Annotated in this window: 4 protein-coding genes; all 4 read left to right on the top strand. The window is 57.4% G+C overall.

From position 1 onward, the window contains the following. Positions 1-13,295, top strand: a 13,295-nt coding sequence (locus tag PMI21_RS29905; protein ID WP_007939404.1) for a hemagglutinin repeat-containing protein, incomplete at its 5' end; no start/stop codon positions are given. A 10-nt stretch (positions 13,296-13,305) separates the two neighbouring features. After that, positions 13,306-14,106, top strand: coding sequence for an Imm49 family immunity protein (locus PMI21_RS11225; RefSeq protein WP_007939403.1), 801 nt, complete (start codon positions 13,306-13,308; stop codon positions 14,104-14,106). 27 nt (positions 14,107-14,133) lie between these two features. Then, entirely contained in the window at positions 14,134-14,532 is a 399-nt protein-coding gene (locus PMI21_RS11230; protein ID WP_007939402.1) for a hypothetical protein, read from the top strand. A gap of 498 nt (positions 14,533-15,030) precedes the next feature. Next, positions 15,031-15,586: POTRA domain-containing protein (locus PMI21_RS11235; RefSeq protein WP_007939401.1), on the top strand; the 556-nt coding region annotated here is incomplete at its 3' end.

Raw genomic sequence — 15,586 nt, 5'->3', positions numbered from 1 at the left:
TGGCCAACGTCATGTTCTGGCAGCCGATGTGGGCCCAGGCCGACGGGATTGTGGTGGCCACGCCAGGCACCAGCCTCGGCCAGGCCGGTAACGGCGTGCCGATCGTCCAGATCGCCACGCCCAACGGCACGGGCCTGTCGCATAACCAGTTTCACGATTACAACGTCGGCACCCAGGGCGTGATCCTCAACAACGTCGCCGCGCAGACCGGCGCGACGCAACTGGGCGGGATCATTGTCGGCAACCCGCACCTCACCAACGGGGTCGCCGCGCAAACCATCCTCAACGAAGTGGTCGGCGGCAGCCCGAGCCAGTTGCGCGGGTACACCGAAGTGGCGGGGCAGTCGGCGCGGGTGATCGTCGCCAACCCGTATGGCATCAGCTGCAATGGCTGCGGCTTCATCAACACCCCGCGCGTGACGTTGACCACCGGTAAACCGGTGCTGGACAACGGTCGGCTGGATCGCTTCCAGGTCGATCAGGGCAGCGTCACTATCGACGGCGCCGGGCTGAACGCCAACAACGTCGACCGCTTCGAAATCATCACCCGCAGCGCGAAGATCAATGCCGAGATCCTGGCGAACAACCTGACCATCGTTGCCGGTCGCAACGACGTCAACGCCGACAGCCTCAACGCCACTGCCCGCGCCGATGACGGCAGCGGTAAACCGGGGCTGGCCATCGACTCCTCGGCATTGGGCGGCATGTACGCCGGGGCGATCAAACTGGTGGGTACCGAGGCCGGGGTCGGGGTGAAGCTCGACGGCAACCTGGCGGCCAGTGGTGGTGATATCCAGCTTGATGCCAATGGCCATCTCAGCCTTGCGCAGACTTCTGCGGCGGGCGCCGTGAACGTCAAAGCGGCCAGCCTCGATGCGCGCGGCCCGGTCTACGCCGGCACCGCCGTCAACGTGCAAACCCAGGGCAACCTGACCAACCAGCAAACCCTCGCCGCCCGGGACAGCATCACCCTGAGCGTCGGCGGTGTGCTGACCAACAACGGCATCATCGAAGCCGGGGTCAACGCCGACACCAGCCGCAATGCCAGCGGCGATGTGAACCTGAATGCGCAGAACCTCAACAACATCGGCAAGAGCGTGGTGGCCAGCCGCAACCTGACGGTCAACACCAGCCAGACCCTGAACAACCAGGGCGGCACGGTGAGCGGGCAGCAGAAAACCAGCATCACCACCGCAACGCTGGACAACCGAAACACCGGCCGGGTACTCGGCAGCGGCGCTCTGGAGTTGAAAGCCACACAGGTCCTTAACACCAAGGGCGTCATCACCAGTAATGGCAATCTCACGGCGAATCTCGACCACCTGAACAACCACGAGGGCGAAGTCTCCAGCGCTGGCAACACCAGCCTCACCGCCACGACGCTGGACAACAGTGACGGCCAGGTGACCGGCGACGTTGCCCTGAACATCGGCCTGATCGGCGCCCTGAATAACCAGAACGGTGTGCTGGGTTCCGGTCAGAGTGTGAGCATCAGCGCCGCCAGCCTGGATAACAGCCATGACGGCAGTCTGGTCAGCGACGGCAGCTTCACCGCACGCATCAATGGCCTGTTCGACAACCAAAATGGCGACCTGAGCGCCAAAGGCGTGGTCGACTTGCAAACCGGCAGCCTCGACAACCGCAATGGCAGCCTGACCGGCAAGGATCAGCTGACCCTACGCAGCGATTCGCTGGACAACCGCACCGGCAAAGTACGCGCTGGCAAAGACCTGCAACTGACCGTCGGACAACTCGATAACCGCCAGCAAGGTCTGCTCAACAGCCAGGCGGCCCTCAACTTCAACGGCACTCATCTGGATAACCGCGACGGTTTGCTCAGTGCGTCGGGGCCGGTGCAACTGGAGTCGGCCAGCGTCGACAACAGCGGCGGCCGTATCTCCAGCAAAACCGATCTGACGGCCAAGGTTGCGCAGTTCACCAACCAAGGCGGTGAGCTTGTCGCTCAAGGAATGTTGACCTTCAATGGCAACGGGCTCGATAACCGCAGCGGCGGACTGGTAGGCGCGACAAAAGCGCTGAAACTCAACGTCGATGAGGTGGACAATCGCGGCGGCGAAATCTCCAGCGCCGTTGATGTGGCCATCGAAGGCCAAAGCCTGAACAACAGCGACAACGGCAAGATTCTGGCTGGCACCGAGCTGGGCCTGAAAGTGGCGCAGGTCATCAACCAGACCAAGGGACTGTTGTTCGGCAAGGGCGCCACGACAGTGACGGGGCAGAACCTGGATAACAGCGGTGGCAGCCTGGTCTCTCAGCTTGGGCTGGATATTCGCCTCGACAATGCGCTGAGCAACATCGAAGGCCTGATCAGCAGTGAAGGTACCCTGACGGTCAACGCGGCGAGCCTCGACAGCACCCGCGGCAGCGTGTCGAGTGCCGGTGCGCTGGCGCTGATGACAACGGGAGTGTTGAACAATCAGGGCGGGTCGATCACCACCGACAGCGGCCTGACCCTCAAAAGCCAAAGCCTGAACAACAGCCAGAACGGCCTGATCAGCGGCAAGAACGCGACCACCGTCACCACTGGTACGTTCGACAACACTCAGGGCGGCCAATTGATCAGCGGCGATACCCTCGACCTGACCGCGACCCAAGTCAGCAACGGTGTTGCCAGCCGAATCGCCAGCGATAAGGCCCTGACCGCCAGCGTCACCGGTTTCGATCAGCAGGGCGGTCAGCTGTTCAGCAAAACCGTCCTGAGCCTGGACTTGAATCACGGCCAACTGAACAACCAGAACGGGCTGATCAACGCACCGTTGCTGATGTTGAAAAACCTCAAGGACGTCAACAACCAGAGCGGTGAAATCTCCAGTGACCAGGCCTTCACACTGGCCGCCCAGAACCTGGACAACAGTAACGGCAAGCTGATCAGTAATCAGGGTTTGACGCTGCACATTGATCAACTGCTCGCCAGCATCAAGGGCCTGATTTCCGCACAGACCCTGGAGGTGCACAGCGCGCGTCTGGACAACACCGGCGGCTTGATCAGCAGTCATGGCACCCTCGGGATGACGGTGGACGGTCAGATCGTCAATCAGGACGGCACGTTCATCGCTGACGGTGACGTGAACCTCAGCGCCGATAGCCTGGACAACACCCGTGGCCAGATCGCCGGTAAAACCGATGTCACGGCCAACGTTGCGACTTTGAACAACCAGGGTGGGCAACTGATTGCCACCGGTGGCCTGACGCTGACCGGTACCAGCCTCGACAATCGCAACAGCGGCCTGGTCGGCGCGACCAATGCGCTGCAACTGAACGTCGGATCGGTCGACAACCGTGGTGGCGAGTTGTCGAGCAAGTCGAACGTGACCCTGATCGGTAACCGTCTGGACAACAGCGATGGCGGCCAGGTATTCGCTGAAGGTGCACTGTCCCTGACAGTCGAAAATATCATCAACCGCGCCAAAGGCCTGCTCTCGGGCACGGCCGACCTGACACTGACCGGCCGCGATCTCGACAACAGTGGCGGCTCGCTGTTGAGTCAGAAAAACCTGGTCCTCGATCTCGCGGGGGACCTGAACAACAGCCAGGGCCTGCTCAGCGCTGAAGGTACACTCGGGGTCACGGCCGCCAGCCTGACCAACACCCTGGGCAGCGTTTCCGCGGCAGGGCCGCTGACGTTGACCACCACCGGCGCCGTGCTCAATCAGGGCGGCGAGATCGTGACTGATGCTGGCATCACACTCAACAGTGCCAGCCTCGACAACCGCAATAACGGCAGCATCAGCGGCAAAGGCACGGTGATCGTCAACACCGGTTCGCTGGATAACAGCCACACCGGTCGCTTGAACAGCGGCGCCAGTCTGGACCTGACCACCACCCAACTGACCAACCAGGATGGCGGTCGTATCGCCAGTGTTGGTGCCCTGACTGCCAGCGTCACCGGCCTGGATCAGCAAGGCGGGCAACTGTTCAGCAACACGTCTCTGACACTGGATCTGAACCAAGGCCAGTTGAACAACCAGAATGGCCTGATCAGCGCACCATTGCTGATGCTCAAAAACCTCACCGACATCAATAATGACGGCGGTGAAATTTCCAGCGCCGAGGCCTTCACGCTCGTCGCCCGCAGCCTGAACAACAGCAACGGCAAACTGCTGAGCAATCAGAACCTGACCCTGCGCATCGATCAGGCACTGACCAACCTCAAAGGCCTGATCGCCGCTGCAGCACTCGACGTCAAAGCCGCCAGCCTGGACAACAGCGGCGGCACCCTGACCAGTCGTGGCAATCTCGACCTCAACCTCGATGGGCTGTTGACTAACCAGAATCAAGGGCTGATCAACGCCACCACAGGGTTGACGATCAACAGCAGCGGCCTGAATAACCAGAACGGTTCTTTGCTGGGCAGCGCCATTGCCATTGATTTCGGAGCGGCCACCGGGGACCTGAACAACAGCGCCGGCCTGATCACCACCGCAGGCTTGTTGAGCCTCCAGCACCTGCGCGACCTGAACAACCGGAACGGCGAAATCTCCAGCAGCCAGAGCCTCGATCTGACGGCCCGCGCACTGGATAACAACAACAACGGCAAATTGATCAGCAATAACCTGCTGACGGTCAACGCCGACACGGTACTCAACCAGGGCGGTCTGTTCTCCGGCTGGCAAGGCCTGAGCCTCACCAGCAACAGCCTGGACAACCGCAACAAAGGCACATTGTCGAGTCACGACAGCGATGTGGCCGTCACCGTCAGCGGTGCCATTCTCAACAGCGGTGAAGGTGCGCTGGTCAGCAAAAAAAACCTGAGCGTCAACGCAGCAAGCCTGGACAACAGCAACGGCGGCATTCTCTCCAGCAGCGGCAACCAGACCCTGACCCTCAGTGGTCTGCTGAACAACGCCCAGGGCGGTTTGATCGACAGCGGCGCGACCCTGACTATGCAGGCGATGACCTTGGGTAATGCCGGCGGCACCGTCAACGCAAAACAGGACCTCAGTTTCACCGGCACCACACTGGATAACACCGGCGGCAATCTGATCGGCAACGGTGCCGTGACCCTGGACCTGCTCGGTGCCCTGACCAACACCAACGGCAAACTGGCCAGCGCCGGCCCATTGCTGGTGCAACGCGCCACGCAAATCAATAACCAGGGCGGTCAAATCGCCAGCCAAGGCTTGATGACACTGCTCACCGGTGGTCTGGACAACCGTAATCTCGGCACTATCGCGGCCAATGACCGACTGACCATCACCACGGGCGGTACGGTGCAGAACAGCGCCGACGGCCAGATCTACAGCCAGAATGGTGACCTGCAAATCCAGGCTGCCAGCCTCGCCAACGCGAAGGGCACCCTGCAAAGCCAGGGGGCCTTGAACCTCACCATCGGCGGCGATATCGACAACCAGAGCGGCCGCATTGTCGCCAAAGACGGTGACTTGTCGATCAAGGCCGGCAATCTCGATAACCGCGGCGGCGTGCTCGCCAGCCTGCAAGCAGCGTTCACGGCCAACCTGACCGGCGTGCTGAAAAACGGCTATGACCTGAACAACAATCGCCGCAGCGGCGTCACCCAGGCCGAGCGCCTGAACCTGACTGCACTGGCCGGCATCGACAACTACGGTGGGCGTATTGCTGCGCAAAGCGGCGACGCGACTGTCGTCACCGGCAACTTCGACAACCGCAACGGCGGCCTCTACGCCAAAGGCAAGGTCAACGTCACCGGCAACAACTTTGATAACAGCGGCGACAATGACGGCCAGATCGCCGGTCAACAGATCGACCTCAACCTCAGCGGCGCCCTGAACAACCGACTGGGCATCATCGAGAGCGACGGTACCCTGGCCATCAAGGCTGCCAGCCTCGACAACCAGACCGGTCAACTGCGCGCCCTTGGCGACAAAGGCAAAACCAGCTTCCAGATCGGTGGCCTGTTCGACAACCGCAACGGCACGCTGGAAAGCGCCAACACTGACCTGACCATGGCCGTGGGCGGTTTCCTCAACGGTGGCGGCAGCCTGCTGCACGTGGGTAACGGCACCTTCGATATTTCCACCGCCAACGTCACCGGCGCCGGCGGCACTATCGTCACCCGCGGCGGCCTGACCCTCAACGCCGACAGCTGGACCAACAGCAACGTCATCCAGGCCGGGCGCCTGAACGTCAACGTCAACAATTTCAGCCAGACGGCGAGCGGCCAACTGCTGGCCTCGGACAGCCTCGTGGGGACTGGCGGCAATTGGTACAACGATGGCCTGATTGCCAGTGATGGCAGCATGAAGCTGACCTTAGGCGGCAACTACGGTGGCAATGGCCGACTGAGCAGCCAGGGAAACATGAATCTGAGCGCCAGCCAGATCGACCTGGTGACCAACAGTAAAATCACCGGGGGGGCCAAAACCACCCTGTCCGCGGGCACCCTGAACAACTACGGACGCGTGAGCTCCGTGGGCGATCTGGACGTCACGGCAACATACCTGAATAACTTCGGGACTCTCGGTGGCAGCGAAAATGTGCGACTTAAGGCTGCCACTCTGTTGAACCAGAACGGCCTGATCTTCAGTGGCAAAGACATGGCGCTGAGGGCCAACACGTTCACCAACCGCTATGCCGATGTGTACAGCCTGGGCAGCATCAATCTCGCCAGGGATGACAATGGCGGTCGCAGCCAGTCGTTCTCCAATATCTCGGCCACGATGGAAAGTGCTCAGGATATAACCCTGAACGTTGACCATATCGAGAACCGCAAGGATGTGTTCGAGGCTACTGGGGGATTGGTTTCAGGTTATGTCGGGGTGCGGTGTTACACCTGTGCAGCGTTCGCTCCATACGTGGGTTATCAGGAAGACGGTTATATGGTCTGGGTGGAAAACTATTCGTCTCAGATCGTTCAGGATTCTGCATCAGCCAGTATGACGGCCGGGAGAAACTTTCTGGCCAACGGAGGGGAGCTTCTTAATCAGGCCTCGACGGTTAGCGCCGGCGGCGACTTGACCCTGAACCTGCAGACATTCACCAACCGAGGCGCGTCTGTAGGCGATTACAGCGTGCGGCGTTCATTCAACTTACCTAACAACGCAACTCAGAATATGGCTTTCTGGGAGGCGGTGATGAACTACGACGCCGCCAATGATCCCGCTTACTATAATCAATACCAGCGTCCCAGCTTGCATGCCTGGAGCGCTTCCAATGTCGAGTCCATGTTCACGATAATTTCGAAGCCTGGAGGTCGCGGGGATAATCCCTACACCTCCTTTGGCATAGTTCATGTTGATGACGCTCCTAACAATCTTGCCCCAGCACACTACAGCGATGGGGTGCGCACCGCCGCTCCAGACGCGGTCAAAAACGCTCAATTTTTCGATGAGGTGATTACCTACCAGAGCCCGTCGACGTACGCGAGTGCCGTGGTTCAGGCAGGCGGAAAAGTGACCATCAATGCTACGCAAGACCTGACTAACAGCGTGGTGCGTGAAGGCGTGGCGCTGAACCCCAACGGTTCGCGCCTGGGTTCGACCCAGACCAATGGCAATACACCGACCGTTATTAATATCAATCAGCAACTACCCCCCAACCTTGCGCAGCAGCAAGTGAACCCGCTGGCCTTGCCCGGCTTCGCTCTGCCCACCGGGCAAAACGGCCTGTTCCGCCTGAGCGGCCAGGACAGCAGCACGCCAATAGCCAGCGGTCCGCAAAGCTGGACCATGGGCGGCGGCAGCGTCAGCACGACCCAGCGTGAGCAACCGGTTTCCAGCGTCCAGCCACGGAACATTCTACCGGTCATCAACACTCAGGCCTCCGCCAGCAGCGTTGACCTGAAGCCCGTTGATTATGTGGCGTCGAACGTGGGCGTCGGCGCCAGCGCGATCAACGTCAGCGCACCTGCTGCCAATTCAACCGGCTCGGCACTGCCGGGTCGCTCCACGGCCTTTACCATCAATCGTGTCCAAGGATTGCCGGCCAGCAGCGGCCAGTCCAAACCCCAGAAATACCTGATAGAAACCAACCCGGTACTCACCGACCTCAAGCAATTCATGAGCTCGGACTACCTGTTGTCGAACCTGGGCTATGACCCCGACAAAAGTGCCAAGCGCCTGGGCGATGGCCTTTATGAACAACGCCTGATCCAGCAAGCGGTAGTGGCTCGTACCGGTCAGCGATTTATCGATGGCCAGACCAGCGACGAAGGCTTGTTCAAATACCTTATGAACAATGCCGTCGCCAGCAAAACAGAGCTCAACCTGTCGCTGGGCGTCAGCCTGACCTCCGAACAAGTCGCAGCCCTGACCCATGACATTGTCTGGATGGAAAATGTCGTGGTGAACGGCGAGCAAGTGCTGGTACCGGTGCTGTATCTGGCCAATGCCAACAACCGTCTGGCCGCCAACGGTGCCTTGATCCAGGGCAGCGACGTAACCCTGATCGCCGGCAAAGACCTGAACAACGCCGGCACCTTGCGTGCTTCCAACAACCTGTCGGCCACCGCCACCAACGACCTGGTCAACAGCGGTCTGGTGGAAGCCGGCAATCGCCTCGACCTGAAAGCCGGCAACAACATAGTCAACAAGGCCGGCGGCATCATCGCCGGCCGTGACGTCACGCTCACCGCCACTCGGGGCGACGTGATCAACGAACGTACCGTCACCGGTGGCGACAGCCGTGCCGGTAGCAGCCGATTCCACACTGATGTCGTCGACAGCGCCGCCCGGATCGAGGCAGCCAACACGCTGACGATCAACGCCGGGCGCGATTTCAATAACGTCGGCGGGGTCCTGAAAAGTGCTAACGACACCACGATCAACGCCGGTCGTGACGTCAACATTACCTCCGCCGAGCAGGTCGTCAGCCATGAACGTGGCGTGAACCGCGAGCAAACCATCACCCAATATGGTTCAAGCGTTGATGTGGGGCAGAGCCTGAAGATCAATGCCGGACGGGATCTTACTGTCATTGCGAGTCAGATCGACGCCAAGCGCGATGTGAGCATGAGCGCTGTAGGCGATTTGACGCTGGCCTCGGCTGCGGATGAACAGCATTCCTTTAGTCAAAACAAAAAAATCACCAGCCGGGAAGACCATGTCAGTCAGGTGTCCAGCACTGTCAATGCGGGGGGCAACATTACCCTCAGTGCGGGCAAGGATCTGGACCTGATCGCCAGCCGAGTGAGTGCAGGGGATGAGGCTTATCTGTTCGCTGGCAATGATGTGAACCTGGAGACAGCGGACAACGTTGATTACTCCTACTACTCGAAAACCAAGAAGGGTTCATTCGGCAGGAAAAAGTCGACGATGACTGAAACCGACAGCGTCATGTCTGTCAGTTCGAGTGTCGAGGCAGGGAACAAGCTGGTGATCTCTGCCGGGCAGGATTTCAACGCCACAGGTGCCAAGCTGAACAGCGACGGAACATTGCTCGCTACCGCTGGCCGCGACATCAATCTGCATGCTGCCGAAGACTACGCCAGCGAGGCCAACGCCTCGTCTAAAAAGGGCTGGTCCTCAAGCAAGTCCAGCAGCTCGGAAGTCACGCAGACCCGCTTGAACAGTACCGAACTGGTCGCAAAAAACATCGAGCTGAAGGCCGATAACGACATCTCGCTGGAAGCCGCGGCGCTACGTGCTGAAGAAGCAGTGAAACTCAACGCGGGCAACGATGTGTTGATTGGCGCCGCAGAAGAAACGCAAACAACTACTCAGTCTAAGAGCTCCAGCAAGGCTGGTATGGCGGTCACGGGGTGGCTGTCTTCCACGCAAAAATCGCAACAAGGACAAACAACCTCAACCCAAAGTATCGGCAGTGATATCAGCGGCGGCAGCATTCAGATCAAGAGCGGCCGCGACACGACCGTTGAAGGCAGTACTCTGGTGGCCGACAAAGACATCGGTATCAATGCCGGTCGTAATCTGGAGATCACCAGCGCGGAAAACACCGAAACCTCAAGCTCCAAATCCGGCAGCAAAAAAGTCGGTGAAGTAGGCACTTCCTGGTGGCAGGGGGCGACAGGGATCCTCAAACAGAAAGAAACCGATGAATTCACCTCTACCCGCCAGTCGGGCAGCCAGATCGCATCGCTGGGCGGCAATATCAGCCTGACGGCGGGAGACCACTATACTCAGACCGCCAGCCAGTTGGTCGCGCCTCAGGGGGATATCGGCATTACCGCCAAGCATGTCGATATCGAGGCCGGTTTCGACTCCATGGAATCCACCAAAACGGCCAGTACCAGCCGTACGGCCATCGGCGGAACGGTGAGCATTCCGCTGCTTGATGCCTTGCGTGGCATTCAGCAGATGGGCGAAGCGGCGCAGAAAACCAGTGATGATCGGATGGTCGCGTTGGCTGCGGTGAATGCGACCATGAGTGCTAATCAGGCTTTGGAGGCCGGTCAGGCATTGATGGAGAGCCCGAAAACCGGGATCAAGATCAGCGTCAATCTCAGTGACAGCCGCAGTCATAGTGACAGCAGCCAAAGCGGTCGCAATGTAGTGGGCAGCGATGTAGTGGCTGGCGGTAACGTCAAGGTCGTTGCCACTGGTGATGGCGCGAACAGTGATATCAACGTAGTCGGCAGCCGGATCGAGGGCGGTGGCGATGTCAGCCTCAAGGCTGACGGTGAGATTAACTTGTTGTCGGCGCAAAACACGGCGCATCAGGAAAGCACCAATGGCAATTCTGGCTGGAGTGCCGGAATCGGGATCGGATTTGGTGGGGCGCAAAACGGCATCTCGTTCGAGCTGGCGGCCAATGCGGGACGTGGTATGGCGGACGGCGACGACGTCACTCAAACCAATACGCATATCAAGGGTGGCAACAGCGTCAAACTGGAGAGCGGTGGGGACACCAACATCAAAGGTGGGGTCGTCTCCGCTGACCAGGTGAAGGTCAAAGTGGGTGGCGATCTAAACATTGAGAGCCTGCAGGACACCAGCACCTATACCTCCAAACAATCGAGCGCAAACGTCGGTGTCAGTATCTGTGTTCCACCGATCTGTGCCGGAATGAGCAGTATCAGTGGCGGCGTTTCCTCGCAACATATGCAAAGCGATTACGCCAGTGTCAGCGAACAATCAGGGATCAAGGCCGGTGATGGTGGCTTCCAGGTCGAAGTCGCAGGCAATACCGACCTCAAGGGCGCGGTCATTGCCAGTACTGATAAAGCAGTTGCTGACGGCAAAAACACCCTGGACACGGGGACACTGACCAGCTCCGACGTCAAGAACAAGGCTGAGTACGATGCCACCAGCATTAACCTGAGCGGTGGCTACGGAGGTGAAATAGGCCTTGATGCTAAAGGCAACGTCAATGCGACGGCCAACCCCAATGGACCTAAGGCGCCGAATAAAGGCGGGGTGAACGTTTCCGCCCCGGTTGTGCTGTACGCCGGTGGCAGTTCCAGCAGCACCACCCACAGCGGGATCAGCGGCGCAGCGGTCACTATCACCAATACTGCCAAGCAACAGGAGTTGACCGGTCAAACGGCAGAGCAAGCAATTGCCGCGATCAATACCGATGTCTCCAGTGATCGTGACGGCAGTAACAAGCTCAAACCGATTTTCGATGCACAAGAAATTGGCGTGGATTTCGAGATCGTCGGCAAGTTTGTGCAGAACGTTTCCCAGTACATCGACAGCCGTGCGCGGGAAATCGACCAGATGAAGGAGCAGGCCGAGAAGGAAAGGACGCTTTTACATACTCCGGGAATGTCAGAGGCCGATCAGATTAAGCATCTCGAGAATTATCAGGTGCTCAAGCAGCAGATCCGGGAAATCGACGAAAACTGGGGCGCAGGCGGCACTTACCGGCAAATCGCAACAGCCTTGGTCGCTGGTATCAGCGGCAACGTGAGCGGCAGCAGCGCCCAATTCGCACAAAACATGGTGGTCAACTACGTCCAGCAACAAGGCTCGGCGTACATCGGCGAACTGGTGAAAAAGGGCCTGAAGGAGGGCAGCCCTGAGCACGCGGCGCTGCATGCGATTCTTGGTTGTGCCGGCGCGGCGGCCAGCAGCCAGAGCTGCTCGGCCGGCGCCTTGGGTGGTTCTGCCGCCAGCTTACTGGCGGGGCTGTTTGCAGACTCCGATCCGAACGAAACCGCTATAGAGCGTGAAGCCAAACGCAACATCATCACCAGCCTGGTGACCGGTATTGCGGCCATGAGTAACCCGAATGGTGCGGCTACTGCCAATAACGCGGCTACGGCGAACGTCGATAACAACTGGTTGGCGACACAGCAGTATGTGCAGGCGCAAAAGGAGCTGGAAGAAGCCAAGAGCGAGGGGTTGATAGCCCAAGCACAAGTCATAGCCAAGTGGGCTGGTATCTCGCTAAAGCAAGATGCACTTACGACTGGCGGTATTGGCTTGGGGATTGCTGAAGCTGGCCTGCAAGATGTCGAAGGCTTGTCGCAATTCCTGGCTCATCCAATCGAGGGCCTGCAGGGGCTCGCTTCAGCAGTCAACAGTCCGGATGTACGCGCCAGGCTTGGCGAGGAGGCTACGAAAAGCCTATTGGCCAGCATCGACCGGATGACGTTGGCGCTTGAAACCGGTGGGGACGATCAGGCGGTCCAGTTGGGACGCGATCTAGGTCTGTTGATCTACACCGTGGGTAGCGTGGTAACCGGTGTCGGTGGTGCTGCTAAAGCGGGACTGACGCTAGCAAAAGTAGGGATCGAGGTATCGAGCAAAGCCCTGGGTAAAATGCTGGTCAAGGACAGTGCTGAACTTGGCGAGCGAGTTGCCGAGCTGGAAATCAAGACCACGAAAAACCTGGATACCGGCACGGGAGGATCGACTAACCGGCCTCCTACAATCAATTCAGGGGTTCCTGCAATCAATGAACTGGCAGCGATCGAGCCGACGGTGGGAGGTTATGTCAGTGCAACGAAGCTTAATGCAAACAGCTATGCTATTACCGATTTGACATCTGCTGAAAAAACGCTGGCAGCGCAAATCACTACGGGCGTTGACCGCACTGGTGTTCTTACTGAAGAGCTGGTCGAGTCGGTGGCTCAGCGTCAAGGATTACAGGCTTTAGAGGGCGGTAAATATGGTAGTAATAACGGGTTTGATCATGTTTATCTCAGTGCTGATGGTAAGTCGGTCATCGTGCTGGACTCGAAGCAAATAAATGGAGGCGTCTCATTGAGTAAAGGGGCGGATGATATCGTTCAGATGTCAGATGCCTGGATCAACAAGGTACTAGATAAATTGGATAAAAGTTCTGGTGCTTTTAAAGCGGTTGATAATGCTTTGAAGAATGGTAGTTTGATAAAAGGGCTTATGGGTGTGGATCGTAGTTCAGGTCAATTAATAATGGCGAAGTTGAAGTGAGGTTGCCGGGGTGAATTTATTTGAGAGTTATGGCCCGGGGAAGGCGAGGGCTAAAGACAGGCTGGAGCACACCAAATCTCATCTAGATGGTGGGTTTGATGTGGATGGCTATGTAGTCAATATTGAAAGCAATTTAGGTGATCCTGTTGCATGTGCAGGAAGGCTTTCGTCGTATGCTTTCGCGAAAGGCATATATGCGTGGTTTGAAGTCGCCGATCTTGATGTTATGAAAAACTGGTTTTACGTCTCTGAATGTCTGCATAAATACCAGTTTATGCTTCAAAGCGATAAAATGAATTTGCTTCCAAAAACAATGGACTTTATGAGGGCGCTTGTCTCGGATAACGTTTCACTCATTGACTGGTTTTGTCACAGTAGTGAAATTATTGACGAAAAGAGAGTTCAGTCGACGACAACCGCAGATTTTTTAGCCTATCAAATAATCTTGGCAGTCAAAGGAGACTTTCCTCAAATAGTCGAGCGTTGCTTGCGGATGAATGCCAATCCACCAAAAGGGCCGAAAAAAATGTTTTTGCTGGATAATGATTTCTTTATGGCGCTTGCGAACGGTGATGTAGCAGGAATAGAAGCTGCTTTGATAGAGTTAACCTCACCGGCTTCAATAAAGAAAAGACTCAGCATTGAAAGTGGCTTTTCCGAAGGTCTGATTTCTACTTTTGGCGTGATTTATGCAAAAATTGCCTGGCGTCATGGTTATGAAGTCCGGGTTGACACACCTTACATACCTGTTGAGTGGCTTCCGGTTAAACCCCTGACTAATTACGATCCTGTTTACAGTTTTCTGAAGTGAGCTTCTAATTGGCTCAGGAGTGTTATTATGAATAATCAGTCGGAGCAAGCGATAATTCGAAGTCGGCTATTTGAGTCCTTAGTGCAAAGGCATGGCGCTGTATTGATTCCAGGCCGGTATGGCGGGGACTTCAATAACGATCAGTTGGGATTCGCTGAGGTCGATGGGGAAGTGACCTTGCTTCTTGGGTTGAAGATTCTTGATGATGAAGGTGGGTTACAGTTAGATAATTCATCATTAGGCCCGCATGTGCAGTATTCGACATCCTGGTTAAAAGCCCTGATTCAATGTCTGAAGCTTGATTCTGAGACTATTGGATATTCTATGAAAATAGAGGCTGCAATGAGTAGAGGGTCTTTGGTGGCAGGTGTAATCTGTATGAATGGTAAGTCTCAAGAAATAAAGATGTTGCGCGTTGCAGTGTGATCACCAGTACCGCCACTACGGGTGAAAATACGCAGAACACTGGAACTTTGAGCAGAAAAAAGGGGCGGATTCCTCAGCGACAGACCACGTTTTTTTAAGAGAGCGCAGTGCTCCTTCGGTTTATTTAAAGGTCTGTCCCGATTTCCCCGGCGGTCCGAAAAAGCTCTAAGCCTCGGGCAAAGCCGTTGGCGTGAAAAAGAAAAAGGTCGACGCTAAGGGCGACAAGAAGAAAACCGGCGCCAGGGCCCGGACCAGGCGCAAGATTGCCGCCGTTTAGCTCTCGGCTTTTTTCTCTGCGGACTACAGCGCCTCGGCGTTGTGAGCATTTTTCTACACCACATCGGGAAATGTCCTGCACTCTCGTCGGAAGCGCCCGATTTAGCCATTACAAGTCGTCCCTTAACCTTCTCAAATGGATCCATTCATTGACGCCAGAATAATGGCCATCTAATATCGCGCCACTATTGTGCTACTACTCTCCATCTCGAGGGATCGAACATGTACCCACCCGCCCTCGTGGCGAGGTTGTGCCTGGCTTTGCTGTGCCTTTCTCCGCTGAATCTTGCTCACGCTGCCCCCACCCCCGGTGAAACCGATCTGATCCGCGAACGTCAGGACCGCTTGCTCGACGAGCAGCGTCGGCGTCTCGAGGAGCTCAAGGAATTACCCGGCAAGGCAGCCAAACCCGCGCCACCGACGGCCCCGGCCGACGCCCGTTGTTTTCCCATCAAGGACATCGAGCTCAAAGGCGCCGACAGTCTTTCGGACCGCGAGAAAGATCGCCTGCTCAAGCCTTATATCGGTCAGTGCCTGGGTGTCACGCAGCTCAACGAGTTGCTGAAAGTCATCACCGATCTCTACATCGAAAAAGGCCTGGTCACCAGTCGTGCCTACTTGCCGCAGCAGGATTTGTCCGGCGGGCATTTGAAGGTGCTGGTGGTCGAGGGCCGGCTCGAAGGGTTGAAGGGCGCGCAGGGCAGCCAGCTGTCGGACCGTGAACTGGGGATGGCTTTCCCGGGCAAGAGCGGGGAGCTGGTCAACCTGCGGGAAATCG

The sequence above is a fragment of the Pseudomonas sp. GM18 genome, assembly GCF_000282195.1.
Classification (GTDB): Bacteria; Pseudomonadota; Gammaproteobacteria; order Pseudomonadales; family Pseudomonadaceae; genus Aquipseudomonas.
This window is presented reverse-complemented; position numbering and strand designations above follow the sequence as displayed.

What these genes read in the sequence shown, in the direction of transcription:
- PMI21_RS11230 (WP_007939402.1), top strand. Translation starts at nt 14,134, where the DNA reads ATGAATAATCAGTCGGAGCAAGCGATAATTCGAAGTCGGCTATTTGAG.